14 protein-coding genes are annotated in these 18,696 nt (G+C 42.4%); 4 read left to right on the plus strand and 10 right to left on the minus strand.

What is annotated here, in order from left to right:
• Window positions 1–7: 7 nt before the first annotated feature.
• The 3 genes from QR721_RS10925 to QR721_RS10935 all read right to left on the minus strand — a co-directional run bounded on the left by QR721_RS10925 (window position 8) and on the right by QR721_RS10935 (window position 3,894).
• A complete protein-coding gene (locus QR721_RS10925) occupies window positions 8–385 on the minus strand; it encodes a GtrA family protein (RefSeq protein WP_348026874.1) in 378 nt (125 codons plus the stop codon).
• A 182-nt stretch (window positions 386–567) separates the two neighbouring features.
• Entirely contained in the window at window positions 568–1,566 is a 999-nt protein-coding gene (locus tag QR721_RS10930) for a glycosyltransferase family 2 protein (protein WP_348029833.1), read from the minus strand.
• A gap of 225 nt (window positions 1,567–1,791) precedes the next feature.
• Window positions 1,792–3,894, minus strand: coding sequence for a CDP-glycerol glycerophosphotransferase family protein (locus QR721_RS10935; RefSeq protein WP_348026875.1), 2,103 nt, complete (start codon window positions 3,892–3,894; stop codon window positions 1,792–1,794).
• 192 nt (window positions 3,895–4,086) lie between these two features.
• On the opposite strand from QR721_RS10935, the gene tagD reads away from it, so the two are divergent.
• Window positions 4,087–4,485 carry a glycerol-3-phosphate cytidylyltransferase gene (gene tagD, locus QR721_RS10940; protein ID WP_348026877.1) on the plus strand — a complete coding sequence of 133 codons (399 nt, stop codon included), beginning with the start codon at window positions 4,087–4,089 and terminating at the stop codon, window positions 4,483–4,485.
• 44 nt (window positions 4,486–4,529) lie between these two features.
• Here the strand turns inward: tagD and QR721_RS10945 are convergent, their stop codons facing one another.
• Window positions 4,530–5,279, minus strand: a complete 750-nt coding sequence (locus QR721_RS10945) for a WecB/TagA/CpsF family glycosyltransferase (protein ID WP_348026879.1) — start codon at window positions 5,277–5,279, stop codon at window positions 4,530–4,532.
• Between the two features lie 233 nt (window positions 5,280–5,512).
• Between QR721_RS10945 and QR721_RS10950 the strand changes: the two genes are divergently transcribed.
• On the plus strand, window positions 5,513–6,709 hold the full coding sequence (locus tag QR721_RS10950) for an LCP family protein (protein ID WP_348026881.1): 1,197 nt from the start codon (window positions 5,513–5,515) through the stop codon (window positions 6,707–6,709).
• A 231-nt stretch (window positions 6,710–6,940) separates the two neighbouring features.
• Complete coding sequence (locus tag QR721_RS10955; protein ID WP_348026883.1) at window positions 6,941–7,426, plus strand: GNAT family N-acetyltransferase; 486 nt, start codon at window positions 6,941–6,943, stop codon at window positions 7,424–7,426.
• Window positions 7,427–7,450: 24 nt separating this feature from the next.
• Here QR721_RS10955 and QR721_RS10960 read toward each other — a convergent pair whose 3' ends face one another.
• The 5 genes from QR721_RS10960 to QR721_RS10980 form a co-directional block, all read right to left on the minus strand.
• Entirely contained in the window at window positions 7,451–8,518 is a 1,068-nt protein-coding gene (locus tag QR721_RS10960) for a glycosyltransferase family 4 protein (protein ID WP_348026885.1), read from the minus strand.
• 232 nt (window positions 8,519–8,750) lie between these two features.
• The gene (locus QR721_RS10965) at window positions 8,751–10,850 is read right to left on the minus strand and encodes a CDP-glycerol glycerophosphotransferase family protein (RefSeq protein WP_348026887.1); all 2,100 of its coding nucleotides are present in this window, start codon (window positions 10,848–10,850) and stop codon (window positions 8,751–8,753) included.
• A 120-nt stretch (window positions 10,851–10,970) separates the two neighbouring features.
• Window positions 10,971–14,267 (minus strand): CDP-glycerol glycerophosphotransferase family protein, encoded by a 3,297-nt coding sequence (locus QR721_RS10970; protein ID WP_348026889.1) that lies wholly within the window; start codon window positions 14,265–14,267, stop codon window positions 10,971–10,973.
• A 184-nt stretch (window positions 14,268–14,451) separates the two neighbouring features.
• Window positions 14,452–15,276: a teichoic acids export ABC transporter ATP-binding subunit TagH gene (gene tagH, locus QR721_RS10975; RefSeq protein ID WP_348026891.1), complete on the minus strand. Its 825-nt coding sequence runs from the start codon at window positions 15,274–15,276 to the stop codon at window positions 14,452–14,454.
• 15 nt (window positions 15,277–15,291) lie between these two features.
• Window positions 15,292–16,113 (minus strand): ABC transporter permease, encoded by an 822-nt coding sequence (locus QR721_RS10980; RefSeq protein WP_348026893.1) that lies wholly within the window; start codon window positions 16,111–16,113, stop codon window positions 15,292–15,294.
• 265 nt (window positions 16,114–16,378) lie between these two features.
• Here QR721_RS10980 and QR721_RS10985 point away from each other — a divergent pair, with 265 nt between their 5' ends.
• Window positions 16,379–16,747, plus strand: a complete 369-nt coding sequence (locus tag QR721_RS10985) for a carboxymuconolactone decarboxylase family protein (protein ID WP_431189500.1) — start codon at window positions 16,379–16,381, stop codon at window positions 16,745–16,747.
• A 41-nt stretch (window positions 16,748–16,788) separates the two neighbouring features.
• Here QR721_RS10985 and QR721_RS10990 read toward each other — a convergent pair whose 3' ends face one another.
• Window positions 16,789–18,579: an N-acetylmuramoyl-L-alanine amidase gene (locus QR721_RS10990; protein WP_348026894.1), complete on the minus strand. Its 1,791-nt coding sequence runs from the start codon at window positions 18,577–18,579 to the stop codon at window positions 16,789–16,791.
• Window positions 18,580–18,696 lie beyond the last annotated feature (117 nt).

An 18,696-nucleotide genomic window follows, 5' to 3' on the forward strand; every position in this document is an offset into this window, starting at 1 on the left:
TAGCGCCTCACGAGACTTTAAGTATTTTTCCAGTCATAAAGAATGTAATCGGTACGGTGAAGAACAGAGCTGCAATTGGCGCAAGACTTGCATTGAGACCAAGCATGTCGACAAATAGATAAAGAAGCGCACTCGTAATAACCGTATTCGCTGCCTGGGTCAGCGGGTAGCGAATGAACTTGCTCCAGGTCGGCTTGACTCCATATGTATAATGCGTGTTCAGGAAGAACGAGACAACAAGACTAATTGCAAAGGCAATTATGTGTGCTGCAAAGTAATACACCCCAAATATGTTGAGCAGGATGAGATACAGCGCATAGTACGTTGCCGTGTTGATACAGCCGACAACGACGAATTTAAAAAACTCATGCTGAAACAATCGCATATTTTCTTTCCTTTCATTGCTTTATAGATGCGGCAATACGCACATGAAACAGGTGTCTTGCCTTTTGCCCCATATTGAATCGCAAATCTGCGCCAAAGCGCGCAGCAATCCCATTCACATATGTGGGATTGCGCACAAGACCTCCAACTCCCAGCAACCGTAAGCATGTAATCTAACTGCAACTAGACTCGTGCTTTGCGCTGAAAGGCTTCAGCCGCTTTAGCATGCAAAGTACTCGTCTCAGGTTCTACGTTAACATTGCTCACTTTTACGAGATAATGCGGTCGTTTTTTCGTTTCATTGTAAATCCGCCCGATGTATTCACCGATAATGCCAAGCGAGACGAGCTGGATGCCGCCTAAAAACAGTACTGCTGAAATGAGTGTGAAATAGCCTGGCACATCGACGCCATGCTTAATAATCTGCACGAATGTCCAACTAATATAGCCGAGTGATAATAAAAGAATTAGTGCACCAAGATAGAAACAGAGACGCAAAGGTTTGGAGTTGAATGCGACGATGCCGTCAATTCCGTAGTTAAGCAGTTTACCGATCGACCATTTCGTTTCGCCTTCCTGACGTGGCACGTTTTCATAGCTGATCGTTTTCCGCTCCAGACCGATCCAAGCATAGAGGCCTTTGGAGAAGCGATGGCCTTCTGTTAACTCAAGCAAGGAATTCACCGCTTTGCGGCTGAGCAGGCGAAAGTCTCCTTCTCCATCGGTAAGTTTCACATCAATCGCTTTATTGACCATTTTGTAATAGAGCGAAGACATGAAGGAGCGGGCCTTTGAGTCACCTTTTCTATCTCGTTTGGCCACAACTTGATGATAGCCTTCCCTGTATCCTTTAATCAGCTCGTGGATGAGTTCCGGCGGATGCTGCAAGTCAGCGTCCATCATAATAACTGCATCACCGCGTGCGTTTTGGAGGCCTGCAAAAATAGCGGCTTCTTTCCCAAAATTACGTGTGAAAGAAACAAATTTAACACGTGGGCATTGGAACGAAAGTCTTTCAATCGTCGCCAATGTGCCATCTGAGCTTCCATCGTCGATAAATAATATTTCATAATCCAATTCTGGATAAATGCGCATTTCGTCTTTAATTGCTTCGCAAATACCATGAATGTTCCGCTCTTCATTATAAGAAGGGATTACGAAAGAAATGGCTGGAACCTTCATCATTTCACCTTCTGAACATATTATTTTGTATTTGTTTCCGTTGAATATGCGTTCAAACAGTATTTAAAGTAATTGCCTATTTCGATGAATCTTAAACACTATCCACAAGCTATAGAACTTAATTTTATCATGTTCAGCCGTTTTTTCTTAGTAATCTTAAAAATTATTACTAAAAAATTACAAAAAAGCATCCTCTCCCCATTGGGACAGGATGCTTTTTCAATATCAATTATCAAACAATGCTTTAACAACACGTTCCGAAGCACGCCCGTCTTCCAAATAGCAGAATTTGTCAATGAATTCATCATAATTGTCAGCCGGCTGGAATCCGTCTTGTTCGATTTTTTTCACTTCTTGGATAAGCCCCTCTGTATCTTTCACAAGTGGACCTGGTGCTTTTTCTTCAAAGTCAAAATAGAAGCCGCGTAAAGTATCACGGTATTCATCAATATCATATACGAAGAAAATCATCGGTCGGCGCAAGTTCGCAAAGTCAAAGAAGACAGAAGAATAATCCGTAATCAAAATGTCGGAAATCAAATACAAGTCGCGAATATCATCATATGTCGAGCAATCGTAGACAAAACCTTCATAGGCACTGATATCGAGATTCTCGGCGACCAGATAGTGCATTCGCAAAACAATGACATGAGTATCTCCGAATTCACGCTGCAAGTCATCCAAATCCATCTGCAAGTCAAACTTATAGGCACCTTTGCGATAGAACTGGTTGTCACGCCATGTTGGTGCATAAAGAATTACTTTTTTATCAGATTTAATTCCAATTCTTCTCTTAATACGTCCTATAGTCCACTCATCGTTCGCATCATATAGATAGTCATTACGCGGATAACCAGTCTCCAGGACTTCTTTATCGAATTGGAAAGCTCTGCGGAAGATTTCTGTAGAGTACCCATTCGGTGAAACGAGATAATCCCACTTCGCTGCTTCAGATGTGAAGTTTCTCTTATATCTCTCTGTATCTGTTCCTGGCATATGGACCTCTTCCATATCAGCCGCGAGACGCTTCAGCGGCGTCCCATGCCAAGTCTGTACGTACGTCGTATGCTTTGGCTTCGGAATCCAGAGCGGTAGACGTGCATTTGTTACCCAGTGTCCGGCACTTGTCATGAGGAACAGCCACTTAATGGAGAAGCGCCGTACATACGGGACGCCCGCCTCTATAAATTTCTCCATATGTCTGCGATCAGCACTCCAGATTAACTTATAACCACGGGTTGATCTCGTCATGTATTCATAAATTGCACGCGGATTATCACTGTACTGCTTCCCATGAAAACTCTCAAAGATAACAAGTTTCCGGTTTACTGGATTCACCTTTGCCATCACTTTAAATGCTAGCTGGTAAATTTTTTGCATTCTTTTACTGCGAACGACTTGTACGACTTTTTTACGTGCTTTTCCAATACGTCTCTTAACCGGCTTGTAATAGCTGGCCTTTACGGATAAAAATTTTCTTTGCTTTGTCGGTTTGCAGGTTATTGTAAATGTTGTGTCGGCATATTTATATCGTCTTCTGCTTTGTCCATTAATGTTGTTAACGTTCATCGTTATGCGCCTGCTCTCGAGGACAGCCTGTTCACCACTTTCCTTCAGCACGACCTTTAAGATAAATGAAAAGGATCCAGATCGTGCAGTTTGTACAAACGTTTTCAAAGAGATAGATGTATAAAAACCATTATCCATCACCTTAGCTGACCAGATTTTACCTTCATATAAATCCGGCAAACTTGTCAATGTAGCAGGGAATACATATTCAGTTTTTGTTTTGTTTTCAATCGCTACGATTTCCAGTCTTTTGATATCCTCAGAGACAAGGTCACTGAAATGATATAGACCGTACAGTTCAAGCTCATCATCTTCATTAATTTCAGCATGATCGATACGTGCGAACAGTCTTTCCTCTTCCGTTTTGAATGCGATATTATTATTTTTTGTCGTAAACGGATGAAGTATAAGCCCGTCGCCCAGATGAATCTGAAGCAGCTCAATATAATCGTTATTGCTCTTAATTGTAACACGCTTTTCCTCTTCGCCCTCTGTCATAACGATCATCGGTAGGATTGCGCCGGCTTCCTCGAATGTATTCAGCTTGCTTTCAGTAATCTGAAGCTCATATATAAGATATTGTTCCGTATCTTCGATGACTGTATGCGGGATTTCCACATTCTCGGTAATCCCATTCTGACTGAGAACAAACTCATAGCTTTCCCATTTTTCTAGAAAAGCTTTTTCCATTGCAACAGACAGAATATACGTTTCCCCACTCTGTCTGATTTCTGTGAGCTTCCTGTTTTGCAAATTCATCTCTCTTTGCCTCTCCTTAATTACTGCACTAATGATTATGATTTTACCATATGGTTGTCAATAAATGTCTATACGTTCAAGCAAAATTATTCCAAGCTATTTCAGACTTGTTTTCCTCTCCATTTTCGGACAGATTATATGTTATAATTACCGATAATATCAAAAAGAAAAACATCGAAAGGACGGACAGACATGAAAAAGGTCATTACGTACGGCACATTCGACTTGCTTCATACAGGTCATATTAATATTCTAAAGCGCGCTAAAGATCTTGGCGATTACTTGATTGTCGCTGTATCTTCAGACGAATTTAACGCACTTAAAGGAAAGGAAGCATATCACTCATTCGAGAACCGCAAGCATATTCTCGAAGCGATTCGCTACGTCGATGAAGTGATCCCTGAACATCACTGGGAACAGAAAGTCGATGACGTGAAGAACCATGATGTCGATATCTTTGTCATGGGTGATGACTGGGAAGGAAAGTTCGACTTCCTTAAAGAGCATTGCGAAGTCGTCTACCTGCCGCGCACAGTAGGAATTTCAACTACAAAGATTAAAGAAGATTTGTTGAACGTCAACAATGGCTAATATTCAAAAGCACCGCCGGAAGCACAATGCTCCGGCGTGCTTTTTTATTTTTTGAATCGTGCGAGGAACATGAAATGAAATACTGTCATTAGCCGCAATATACGAGCTGGTTGCCTAAGTGCTCTGTACGCCCATTCCAGATTCAGCTTGATCCATATGCCAGGAGCGCGCTTCACTTCACCTGCCAGTACATCGAAGCTGCCGCCAACACCCATAAAGAGCCCTTTTTCGAATTGATCCAGATGTTTTGCAATCCAATTTTCCTGCCTTGGCAATCCGAGTGCAACGAAGACCATATCGGGATTCGCCGTCTTTACTTGCTCCAAAACAGTATCATCTTTCAATTCAAAAAAGCCGTGATGGCGCCCTGCAATCTTTAAGTTCGGATGAAGCCGTTTCACTTCCTGTACAGCTCTCTCATTAACTTCTTCAGCAGCTCCAAGGAAAAAACAGCTGTACCCTTTTTCTTCTGCAATTTGCAGGAGATTCCGCATGACATCATAACCGGCAATCCGCTCTGGAAGTGGTTCCCCTTTCCAATCAGCAGCTTTTACGATTCCTATTCCATCTGCAATTGTATAGTCGGCACGCTGTACTGCCTGTCTATAGGATGCATCCTGTCTCGCCTTCATGACGATTTCCGGATTGGCAGTAACAATGAAGCGTCTCTCCCCGTTAACAAGTGCAGGCAGAAGCATCTCTTTCATAAGTTCATTTTTTGTTACTTTCAAAAAATCAATGTCCATAATCGACACAGTTTCTTTTATATCCACCATTTGAAATCTACCTTTCAACAGCATACTCCATATTTCCCGGGCAATAAATGACGAGCCGGTTAGATATATGCCAAAAGTTGCTCTTTGTTATAAAAATGTAATTTACGAATATGCATATACATAGTACAATTGAGATTAGCCTGTATTGAAAGGCAGCCTAACATTTTTACGATAACTGAATAGAAGTGCTTTTACAATATATTTAAACTGATGAAGCGTCAAGTCGTTTCATACCCAAGGGAGAATAAGAAATGGAATATCCACCGCGCAGCTCCAATACACGCATGGTACAGCGCCGCAGGAAGAAGAAAGTCAGAAAGGTTCGCAAGCGGATTGTTTTCATTCTGATTCCTTTGCTTCTTCTGTTTCTCGGTGGTGTAGGTTATGCTGCAGTACTGTATACGAAAACAGGGAACATGTTTGCCGGTGCTTTCAAGAATGATGGACGGGATAAGTCTTCACTGAGGGATGTTGCAGTTAATCCGAAATTCGACAACGTATCAATCTTGATCATGGGTGTCGATTCCAGTAATGTTCGTAACAATGCAGATCATGCAAGAACCGATTCCCTTATGGTCGCTACTTTAAATAAAGACAGGAAGAGTGTTAAACTCGTTAGCATTCCACGTGATTCCTACGTCTATATACCAGGGGTCGGCTACTCTACAAAGATTAATCACGCTCATGCTTTTGGAGGAACAAAAGGTACGATTGAAACAGTTGAGAAACTGCTAGACATTCCAATTGACTACTATGTAAAGGTCAACTTTGAAGCGTTCATCGATGTAGTTGATGCATTGGATGGAGTCACAGTAGATGTGCCATTCGAATTCAAAGAACAGGATTCCAAAGATAAGGCTGGTGCAATTCACCTCTATCCAGGAAAGCAGAAGCTTGATGGCGAGGAAGCACTTGCACTTGCACGTACTCGAAAGATTGACAATGATATCGAACGCGGCAAACGCCAGCAACAGATCATCAAAGCCATCATTTCGAAAGCATCTTCAATCAGTTCTGTGACAAAATACGATGATATCATCGGTGCAGTCGGCAAGAACATGACGACAAACCTTACATTCGATGATATCAAAAGCTTGATTGCCTACGGCGCAACCGGTAAACCGGATATTGAAACGCTGTCTCTAAAAGGACGCGATTACATGCCGGGAGATACGTATTACTACCAGCTTGACGGTGTAGCACTCACTACTCTCAAGCACAAACTGCAACGCCATCTTGATGTTCCAATCAAGGACGATGGCGATGCCGTTACAGAGACATACGATCCGGTAACGAATGAAACGAACAATGTACAACAACAGCAAGCTACTCCAGCCCAAAGCGGGCAAAATGGACAGTACAACAATGGGCAAACGACGAACTATAATTCCACCAATGGATATAACGAGCAAGGTGGAACAGGAAACGGTTCGATCAATGGTCAGTAAATAAAAAACAGCGTTCAAGCTTCTTCGGAAACTTGGACGCTGTTTCTTTTTTTATTGGTCCTTCGATAATTCAAACAGCCTTTTTTTTCAACCCAGTGAGCAAAGAACACGACAGGAAAAATAAGGAATATAAAAGGAATGCCTAGACAATGTACTCCATGTTATAGAAAATCTACTTAATGACGTCTTCGAGCTTTCTATTATAGACTAGCAATAAAGAATATATTGTTATTGGGAGAGATTGTTATCATTAAAGAAATTGATATTTCCGATCCACAGGTCGCAAAAGAAGTATTAAGCGTACAAATTCCCTCATACCAAGTGGAAGCAGAATTAATAAAGTCTTATGACATACCACCTCTGAATGATACGATTAAGAGCCTGCAACAAAGTGGAGAATTTTTTTATGGCTACTATATAAATGAAGAATTATGTGGAGTCATCTCATTAAAAATAAATAAAGGTATATTGGATATCCATCGATTATTCGTACATCCCAACCACTTTAGAAAAGGAATTGCCAAGCTATTATTAGAATATATTCAAACTCATTTAAGAGAGTTTGAAACGATTACCGTATCGACTGGCTCTATGAATATACCTGCTATAAACTTTTATAAAAAAAGTGGATTTACCAAGGTAAAAGAGATAATGGTGGATGGCGGTCTATCTATAACCCTTTTGGAAAAGAAATACAAAAGAACACATCAGCCTTAATTAAAGACTGATGTGTTCTTAACTTTATACCCGCTTCGTCGTTCCCTCTCTCAGGACTCGGACGAAATTGGTAAGCGGCTTGAAATTCGTATTGATGAGTTCCAGACTCTCGATAAGAAACTGGACCGTTATGAGTGCAGTCAATGTAATCATGATTGCACCCCATACAGTTGCCATAGAGAACAGGATCGCAGCAATACTGAACATGCCGCTAAGCAAATAGATAAATAGAACTGTTTGTTTATGTGTAAAACCGAAACCGATCAGGCGGTGATGCAAATGTGCACTGTCGGGTTTTGACATTGGCTGCTTATTCACATAGCGTCGTACCATTGAAATCAAAGTGTCTGAAATCGGCACACCGAGAATCAGAATCGGGATGATGAACGAAATGATTGTTACATTCTTGAAACCGAGCAGTGAAAGCACTGCAATCATGTATCCAAGGAACAATGCACCTGTGTCACCCATGAAGATGCGCGCCGGATGGAAGTTGAACTTCAAGAATCCAAGTGTGCTGAACAGTAGGATGACGGCCATTGTGAATACATAGACATTGCCCATGATCATCGACATAAAAGCAATCGTCAAAAGCGCAATCGATGAAACCCCTGCAGCGAGGCCATCAAGTCCGTCAATCAGATTAATTGCGTTCGTCACACCGACAATCCATAGAATCGTAATGACTGTGCCAAGGAAGCCGAATTCAAGCTTTCCCCCGAATGGCAAGTTGATGAAATGCAGCTGTATATCTCCACCAAAAACAATCATGGCAGCAGTAAGCAACTGAACGAGCATCTTGAATTTTGCCGACAAATCGTACTTGTCGTCAAAAATGCCAAGCACAATCATAATTAATGCCCCGCCCATAATGAACCAATGGAAACGGCTTGTCGGCTGCAGAATCGCTACGCCGATACAAAAACTTATGAATATGGCAAGACCGCCCATTGTTGGGGTCGGCTGCCTATGAACTTTGCGTGCATTCGGTTTATCCGTTGCATTGATTTTCAAGGCGAACTTTATAATGAATGGAGTGATGATCAGTGAAGCTATTAGCGTGATGCAGGCCAGCAATACAATTTTTATCATGTGCGCCCACCTCTTGTGTTCATGGCTGCGTCTTAGCAGCTTCATAGTCTTATTGTTAATTAGCCATACACACAGGGTTCATAATTACTTAACAATACCCCGATATAAACCATTATACACAAGAGAATGAGTGAAATAAAGAGATTCTTGATACAAAATGAGACAAGATACCTGTTCAATATCTGTTAACCTTCAAGATTAGCAAAGAATATTTTTAATCAATAGGCTTGATTTACCAAGCTTTTTCCCCCATCTTCTCAATAGCCTCGCATATTCTCTCCGATGCTTTCATATCTTTATATTTAAGGAACTTTGAAGCACGTTCCTTATATTCCTCTTGCATCTCAAAATTACGAGCCGCGTAAGTATCTACAAGTTTTGTGACAGCGTCTTCTTCCTGTACGATCTCTCCAGGAAGAACTTGTTCCATATCGAGGTGGGAACCTTTCTTTCCGATATAGCGCTCCCGATCGAACTGATAGTAGATGACAGGTTTCTCCAGGAAGCTGAAATCAAAGGCGACACTTGAATAGTCGGTGATCATCATGGCACTTTCCTTCAAAAGATTTTGCACTTCCACTTCTCCCTGAGTAATGACACGTACCGGTGCATCCTCAAAGTACTTCGTAAAGTTCTGCATGTTCGGATGCAGGCAAAATACGATATCGAATCCATACTTCTCTGCCATTTCATGCAGTTCGGTATTGTTGATGAGGTTCTTGTATCTGGCAAAGTACTCGCTCTCTTCAAACTGTTCTGCATTGCTGAGCCATTCTCGCCAAGTCGGAATAATTAGCAATTGGCGCTTTTCTGGAACATCCTCTGCAAATAAGCTATCAAAACGTGAAAGTCCTGTGACAGCGATATTGCCCGGCTTGTAATGAAGGTCATCTGTTACAATCTGTTTTTCAAAATCGGAACTGACAATAAACAGATCCGTTTTAAACGTTCCAGATTTTGCGCTGTAGAATTCTTCAATGTTTTTGACACCGAGTACGCCATGCTGCAAGAACACTTTCTGCGCCTGCACTTTCTCCTTGAACTCATCTGTCCGCAAAGGATACAAATATTCCGGATGATGCGACCCGATAATACGTGTCGCCATCAAGGTGTACAAAATATGATCCTCAGATTTATAGATAAGGATATTCCCATACTTCTCAACGTTCTTCAGTTCAGGCGAATCCTTCTCGATTACATAGTAGACATTCTTCTCCGGATGATGCTCGCGCATATATTTGAAAAAGTGGTATCCCGTGTCCTGTGCTTTATAAGGACGCTCCCCGACAATCCAAATATCCTTCCTCGCATAAAAAGGACGCAGGAGATTGAGCCGCTTCATCGTCTTCTCAAGATAACGGTAGCTTTTCGCTGTGAATTGTTCCAGCTCCAGAGACAGATTCTGATAGCCGATTGTATAATACGGGCTTACAATATATGTATACTTCGAGCCAGAAAGCGCAGTTGAATTCAGATGCTGCTCGGCTTCATCAGATGGTTTACCGACACGTACGGTCAATGGCTCTTCGAAATCGTGATAAGCCATTTCCACGAAAACATCCAATACATCATCTTCCCTTACATATGGCTGCAACATTTCATTTAAATTGATTTGATTGTCAATCATATAATGATTCAGGCCAAAATTACGTACCGTCTCTTCCTCCAATAGTGCACAAGAGACAGGCGCGGCATATTCAGACGCGTTCTTTCGGCTTTTGAACAGAATCCGGCTGTTCTTGACCAAGGAATTTTTCGTCATGATTTTCATCTGCAGCTTCATGATCCCTTCTGCAAAATCAACGCCTATAATTTCTGTTTTCCCATACGGCTTCGCTTCACCATTTACCATAAAGGATAGATTGCCTTTAATTGTGACAAATAGGAGGCATTGCTTCCCTGCCACTTCGACTGGATCGAGACTATTGATATATGTCTCTTCGAACTTACCAAGCCTGATTGGATATTCTACTGTTTCATTGCCTTCTGCATCTTCACCAAAAGAATATTTTTCCGGGTTTTTCTCAAGCTTTTTCTTGCTGACAGAGGAACGAGGCGCACGAACGACGAAGGAAAGGTCGTACGTAACATTCTCGACTTCGATCAACTCAGGATGCGCAGCTATATCGAAGGTGAATTTCAGCTTGCCATCTTCCTGCTCCGAATGGATGTCCATCACATAACGATCGTACCCTTCCTCGCGGGGTATGAAAAGCAACTGGCGAATTTCATGATCGGGCTTGGATAGTTGTAGATAAATTGAATAAAGTCCCTCTAGCTGTTCGACTATTAGGCGTTCTTTCAACTTCTTCTTTTCATTTGGTAGATTCATTATATAAAACTCCCATGCTTCGCTATTTTTCGATTATATTCTATTCATTTCCATTATACAGAAAAAAAGTGCAATTTCCCCTTTCATCGATTGTAAAAGGGAAATCGCACTTTCAATTATTTACTCAAAGATACGATCGACAACACGACTAGCTGCCGCTCCATCTTCAAGCTGGCAGAACTTTTTCTGGAATTGTTCGTATTTTGATGCATATTGCTGTTTCGTCTCATCAATATGTTCAATAGCTGCAATTAACTCATCGGTATCGTTCAGCAGCGGTCCAGGTGCTTCCTCTTCGAAGTCAATGTAGAAGCCGCGCAAATGATCCCGATAGTTCTCCAGATCATATGTGAAGAATAGCAACGGCTTGTCTGTATTGGCAAAGTCGAACATGACAGAGGAATAGTCTGTAATCATGAGATCTGCCGCCAGCATAAGCTCCTGGATATCCGGATAGCTGGAGACATTTTTAACAAACTCACGTTGCTCTTCCTCGATAATGACCTTACTGCTGACAACGACATGCATGCGAAGCAGCAGAACGTATTCATCTCCAAGTTCTTCTTGCATCTTTTCAAGGTCCATAGCGAGTTCGAATGAGAACCTATTCTTCTTTCCTGTCTGGTCATCACGGAAAGTCGGTGCATAAAGGATTACTTTCTTATCCTCCGGAATATCAAGATTTCGTTTAACGATTTTCGCTATTTCATCTTTATCCTTGCGATAGAAAATATCGTTTCGCGGGTAACCGACTTCAAGCATTTCTCCTTCATAGCGGAACGCACTGCGGAATGCCTTGCTCGCATACTCACTCGGTGAAATGAGGTAGTCCCAGTTCTTCACCGCTGCTCCTACACGATCCACATAGCCCTCGGTTCTGCCATGAACGTTTTCAAGATCATACAGCATCTTCTTGAGTGGTGTCCCATGCCATGTTTGCAAGTAAGTCGTTTCCGGACGTTTCGTAATATATGTCGGGAAGTTCTGATTGTTCACCCAGTATTTTGCCTTGGCAAGATAGTAATAGTAGGCTGGGCTCAAACGCTTGATGAAAATGGTATCGTCATCAGCGAAACGACGTACCTTCTTATTGTAGACCCATACCTTTTTATATGGCAGACCTCGCTTGACAATTTCTTCATAAATGTAGCGCGGACTGTCGGAATACTGCTTGCCAAGACCGCTTTCGAACAAGATCAGCTGCTCGTCCGGCTTGATGAACTTCTTCGCAAAACGGTAATATCGTTTCATCATTGGGAAGTAGAATCTTCCTCTTCTGAAGCGATTGATGAACATTCGGACAAACTCATTCCTCTGTATCATTCTTTCCGTAAGCGTACGTCTCGCCGCACTCTTTACTGCTGCATATATACGATCTGATGATTTCTCATCTTTGTACTTGAGGAACCTCGATGCGCGTTCCTCATATTCCGGAAGCATCCGGAAATTATCTGCTGCATACTCCGTCAGCTGATCAAGCACTTCTTCTTCTGTGTATAAAATTTCCCCAGGAAGGTCAGCGTCAAGATCAAGATGGGAACCTTTTCTTCCAATGAAACGGCCTCTGTCAAATTGATAGTAAATGACCGGTTTTCCAAGAAAGCTGAAATCAAAGGCTACGCTTGAATAGTCGGTAATCATCATAGCGCTCTCTTTAAGCAGCACTTGCACATCGACTTCTCCTTGGCTGATAACACGCACTGGCGCATCTTCGAAAAATGGTGTGAAATTCTGCATATTCGGATGCAGGCAAAAGACAATTTCAAAATCATATTGTTGAGCGAGCTTATGCAATACCGAACTGTTCACTAAGTTCCGATAGCGCTCAAAGTATTCGCTCTCAACAAATTGTTCCTCATTAACGAGCCAATCCCGCCAAGTCGGAATAATTAACAACTGCCTTTTTTGAGGCACATCATCTGCAAACAGGCTGTCAAAACGTGAAAGTCCTGTAACTTTGACTTCATTCGGTTTATAGCCAAAATCATTGACGACCATTCTTTTCTCACGATCGGAGCTTACAAGGAAGAGATCTGTTTCAAAGCTTGCCGACTCGGCACCATACAGATTCGTCATGTTCTTTGTGCCAAGAACTCCGTGCTGCAGGAATACCTTTGGTGCTTTGACCTTTTTCTTGAATTGCTCAGAACGGAGCGGATACAAATAGTCGGGATGGTGCGAACCGACAATTCGGTTAGCCATCAGTGTATGATAAATATGCTCCTTCGATTTATGGAACAAGATGTTACCGTACTTCTCCACATTTTTGCGTTCAGGAGATTCCTCATCAATGACATAGTAGACGTTTTTCTCAGGATGGTTCTCTCTCATATATTTGAAGAAATTATACCCGGTATCCTGAGCTTTGTATGGACGCTCACCGATGAGCCATATATCCTTTTTCAATTGGAACGGACGAATTATCTTATAGCGCTTCATCATCTTCTTCATGTAGCGGTAGTTCTCTGTCGTGAACTTTTCCAATTCCAAGGACAGATTCTTCTGCTTGAATGTGTAATAAGGGCTAACCGTGTATGTATCCGACCCTTTGGACAAAGAGGATGGCTGAATGCGGAAGCGTGCCCGGAAGCGTGGTTTGCCTACTCTGACGATGACTGGTTCCTGAATGTCATGGTATGTCATCTCAAAGTAGATATCGAATATCCCGCTTTCCTGCAGATACGGTGCCAACAGCTCATTCAGATTGATATCACCTTTGATTATGTATCGGTTCAGACCGAATTTACGAACAGTTTCTTCAATTATATGAGTATAGCCAATCGGGGTTCCGAACTCCTCCCCGCTTTCCCGGCTTTTGAAAACGATGCGGCATGATTCAATCCATGAATTTTTCGTGAAAATTTTTGTTTCCAGACGGAGAATGCCTTTTTTCATTTTCATCTTGTTGATCTGTGTCTTTGTATTGGATTTTAATTCATTGTTTACAGAGTATGAGATGTTGCCTTTCAGTGTTTTGAAAAAGGCACAACTCTTCCCGTCAATTTCCACCAGCGGAAGCTTGCTCGTATTCGTCTCTTCGAATCGGCCGAGCCGGATTAGATATTCTGCGTATTCCATTCCTGATTCATCTGTTCCAAGCTTGTAGCGATCTGCGTTATTTTCCAATTTCTCTTCATTAATCATGTCTTTCGGTACGCGTACAAGTATGAACAGATTATAGACATCTTCTTCTGTTTCATACAGGCCAGGATGATCGGACAGTCGGAAGGAGAATTGATACTCGTCGTCTTGCTTTCCGGTGGCGTCTATTGTGTAAGTATGCTGTTCTTCATTTCTTGATAAGAAAACAAGCTGCCTGATCGTATAATCACGATTGGCAAGGCGAATAGACATGGAAATTCTGTCATCCTTCTGCCTCAGTGAAATATATTCTCTCAACCTTCTTTTTGAACTCATTTGAAAACTCCTATTTTAAACAATTTGCCGCAGCATAATACTGCTTATTCATTAAGTATAATCAAAAAAATGCATTCTTACATCACAGTCATATTAAATTATACAATTTCAGTTTAAAATAGGGCAAAAGAAAGAGCCATGACTCCACAGTTACTTGGAATCATGGCTTCTTTTCTCTAATGGCTTAGCGCTTTCTTCTCAAAGTTCTGCGCTTTGCAGCGAGCCGTTCATTCTGTCGCTCGGCCGCTTTCTGCCTATAGGCGTCTTTCTCTTTTTTGGACATCTTGCGGAAACTATTGACGAATTCCTCATATTTCGGCAAAACTTCATCAACAGGGCCATAGTCTTTAACCATGCCATATTCCAGCCATAGGATTTTATCACAGAAACGCTTCATCTGGCCGATTGAGTGACTGACGAAAATCATCGTCTTACCGGCTGCTTTGAATTCCTTCATTTTTGCTAGGCTTTTCTCAGCGAAAGCTTTATCACCGACCGAGAGCGCTTCATCAATAATAAGGATGTCCGGATTGATTGTGACCGAAATGGCGAAACCGAGACGTGATTTCATCCCGCTCGAATATGATTTGACGGGCTGGTCGATGAATTTCTCCAGCTCTGCGAATTCAATGATCTCAGGTTCTAGCTCTTTAATCTCTTCACGTCTGAAACCGAGCATGAGCATTTTCAGTTCAATGTTGTCTCGGCCTGACAATTCACCTTTGAGTCCAGAGGCTACAGCAATAAGCGCTGCCTCTCCGTTCAGCTTCACTTCGCCTGTAGTCGGTGGCACAATGCCAGCAATGATATTGGACAAAGTCGACTTACCCGATCCGTTGATGCCGACGAAACCGACGACATCTCCCTTGTCGGCGGTGAAACTTACATCCGCAAGTGCGAAGAAGTCATCGCCGTAATTCTTTGGGAGCAGAAGATCGAGCAGACGCTCTTTCTGGTTCTCATACAATTTGTATTTTTTAATAACATTTTTTACTTCAATAGCCTTCATAGTTCATCACGGCCTTTACAGATAGTCGATCAGATGGCGGCGGAACTTCACGTGCAGCTTCGCACCGAAGAGGAAGATAAGGATGACAACCGCCCAGAAATAAAGTGTATACTGCCAATGCTCGAGGAAATACCAGCCGGTTCCAAAGAATGCGGCACGGTAGCCTTCGATCAGATAGTAGAGCGGGTTCAGCTTCAAAAGCGTTGCAACCGGTCCCGAGAGAACCGTCGTCATCTGCCAGAGTACCGGCGACAAATAGAGTCCCATGCGCAATGTAGCGTTAAGGAGCATATGCAAGTCGCGGACAATCGTGGACAGTGTCGAAGTGACGAGCGCAATTGCATAAACCAATGCTGTCGTCCCGACTAGAAGATAAATCAGCTGCAAATAATAAATATTGATGTAGAATCCCGACAGCTGGAAGATGAGTATCGCGATGACGAGCATGAACAGATGCACATATAAATGTGAAACAATGATATAGGCAGGAATGACACTCATCGGGAAGTTCATCCGGGAGAGCATGCGCAGCCTTGTATAAATGGATTTTGATCCTTGAATCGTCGACTGGTAGAAGAATGTCCATAGGATAAAGCCGACAAGCATCCAGTTAATGAATGGAGCGTTAATCCCAGGCGCGACCTCTACAGCTGCTCGCTGACGAATGCTTCCGAAAACGAACCAGTAGATGAGTATCTGGACGACCGGGTTTATAATTTCCCAAAGGATCCCAAGGTAGTTGCTTCTGTTTTTGCTGATCAGTTCATAAATCGATAGGCGCCTGATCAGATAGAAGTTCTCAAGTTGTTCTTTCAGTACAATTAATGCTGATTTCATATATTATTTCCCCCATGCTAATGGCTGGAACCTGTAACCAATTGTCCAATAGTCTTTATTTTACCCATCCACCCATCATAATGCAACGACGAACTTGTCGAAGCTTCTGCAAGAGCGGTCCACCCATTGTAATGCCATGGACGAATTCATCTTTAATTACCCGCTATCTAAAGATTTAACTCAAAAAATTAATGGAACATCATACATAATCATAAATGAAATGGCAGAAGCTTCTATGGAGTAAATGTTAAATGAGGTGAAAAGTATGGATATGTCCAATCATCATTCAATTGATCAATCAATAATGGATTACAAAAAAGGCAGCAGTCACTTGCATGAGGCATTGCCTGAAGTAGCCGGAGCTTACTTCAACTTTACAGAGGCCTGTTTCGAAGAAGGTGCACTTGATAAAAAGCAAAAACAGCTCACTGCTCTAGGTATCAGCATTACGAAGCAGGATGAGTATTGCATCCTTTATCACGCTAAAGGAGCAGCTGAGGCAGGAGCGACTGAGGCGGAAATTATGGAAACAGTTGCTATCTCAGCAGCACTTGGCGGAGGCGCTGCATTCGCTCAAGGCGTAACACTTGCACTTGATGCATACAATCATTATCAAGGACCTGCTGCACATTAAAAAAATGGCTTTATCCGTTATGGATAAAGCCATTTTTCTTCTTACTGTATATGACTGGAATGAATCCAGACTGTTTTCCCATTTAGTGTACCGCGATACCAAATATTTTTGCCGACGCTTTCAGTCAAATTAACGTAAAGAGTGGCACCTTTGAATCCTGACAAGTCGCTGTAGACAAGGTTTTTCTTGCCGCCCCAAGCTTTATTGTAGGCAACGCCTTTGCCGAGGAGTTTTTTTTCTTTAGACTCACGATCAACACCAAGGTGGCTGTGTGTAGTCAAGTCACTTGCGCGGACCCAGCCGACAAGTCCTTTGCTTGCTGATGCTCTTGTTGTAAGCAAGTAGTACTGTGTTTTGTCCTTATATGCTTGTTTCTTAATATAGTAGACTTGATTTGTGTACTTCGTTCCTGCAGTCAATGCTGTTTTATCAACGCCTGGTGTTGCATAGATCTTCACACTGCCATTTTTGATGTGGCCAAGACGGCTTGTCTTATGCTCATGATTGGAACCATCGCCTGGCTCCACCCATGAGGAGTGGATCCAGACTTGCTGTCCATCTAGCATACCTCTGTACCATACATTGTTGCCGACTTTTTCAGTCAAGTTCACTTCAAATAGCTGGTCTTGATGGTCATAATCGTTGAAAACGAGGTTCTTCTTCGCTCCCCACGCTCTGTTATAAGCAACAACTTTACCTTTTACATAAAAGACTTTAGCTACTCTGTCGACGCCTTTATGAGCGTATGCTTTAACATCTTTGCTGTTGACCCAGCCGACCACATTCTTCGTTGCGGAAGCACTATTGCTGATCTTGTAGAATGTTTCGCCATTTAGAGTCGCTTGCTGTTTGATGAAATAAGTACGATCCGTATACGTAGTTCCTGCCTTGAATGAACCTTCATCTGTATCAGGAGACTTATAGATTACAGCATCTTTGCTCTTAATTTGGCCAAGTTTGCTTGTCTTCGCTTCTTTCAAAGCTGTCTGCTGTACGTCTTGTGAAGCGATATCTCTGTACTTCGCCTGTACGAGCCATGTGAACTGAGTCCATGAATAGCCATACTGGGAGAAGTAGCCGATTGGATCGGTATGATTCGTTCCGCCAAGGTATCTGCTTACTGCATTGTGCGACCAAAGTGTCCCGCTGCCGCTACCTTCAGCACTTGTTACTGGCAGGTTGTACTGATAGAGCAAGCTTGCCAAGTAATTCGCGTAGTTGTTGATAGAACGTGCGAATTTGTCAAAAGTGGCCTCTCTTACAAGCTCAACGTGTATGAAACGTTGGTTGGCATAATAGCCGCCGCCCCATGCACCATAATTCGTCGGGTGAATCTCAATAACATTGCCTGAATCTACGAATGCGTGGACAAAGGCGTTGTTGTAGTTGCGTGTCATATAGGCGATTTCGCCGTCAATTGTTGAATTCGGGTTCGCAGTTTCATGAGCTACGACACCCTCTGGCTTATTGTAACGATAGCTGAACTTCGGAAAGCCTTTGTAGCTTTTTGCTACAGTTGCTGTCGGTAGATTCTTGCTGTCGATATAGCTGTTCACATTTGGATAAGCAGCGGATCTGGCTACTCTTGGCTGAGGTGTCTCTTCTTCATGTTCACTTGGATTCTTTTCTGATCCGTCACGCCAAGCTTTCGGAATGTACTTCAGCTCGTCCTTGCTGAGCTTACCGATGTCTACTCCATTGACAACTGTGCCTTCCTTGATGCCTGTTTCGGGATTTACTTTCTCGCTTACTGCTGTTTCAGCGAATGCTGCTCCGGAACCGATTGACGAGAATAGTAGAAAAGAAGCGATGAATACTGCCGACTTTCTCATGATTTCCTCCTTCAGTATGGTAAAAATTGTCGTCTCTTGTTTATAATCGGATATTTCTGGGTAAATGTGTTCAAAATAACAAGATTGTTAACCAATTGTAACCTGACTGTAATATAA

Origin of the sequence: Aciduricibacillus chroicocephali (assembly GCF_030762805.1) — a bacterium.
GTDB classification, from domain to species: Bacteria; Bacillota; Bacilli; order Bacillales; family Amphibacillaceae; genus Aciduricibacillus; species Aciduricibacillus chroicocephali.